General features: G+C 67.7%; 1 protein-coding gene. It reads right to left on the bottom strand.

The window, feature by feature from the left end:
* On the bottom strand, nucleotides 1–248 hold a 248-nt coding region (locus AC0IW9_RS31505; RefSeq protein WP_471652219.1), incomplete at both ends, for a hypothetical protein.

Raw genomic sequence — 248 nt, 5'->3', positions numbered from 1 at the left:
CCGTTGCCGGTCTTGTCGTAGTCGGCCAGCGGGCTGAGGCCGGCGGCGGTGATGTGGACGACGTCGTCGCCGGCGCCGGTCTTGATGCCGAAGTTGTTGCCGCTGATGGTCTCGCTGCGATGGGCGACCCAGGTGATGGTATCGTTGCCGTTGCCCAGGGTGACGGTGCCATTCTGGGCGCTGACGGCCAGCACATCCAGCGCCTTCGTGCCGGCGGCGCGGAGGTCGAGGTTGGCGGTGACGAAGTT

The sequence above is a fragment of the Belnapia sp. AC561 genome (assembly GCF_979252845.1).
This window is presented reverse-complemented; position numbering and strand designations above follow the sequence as displayed.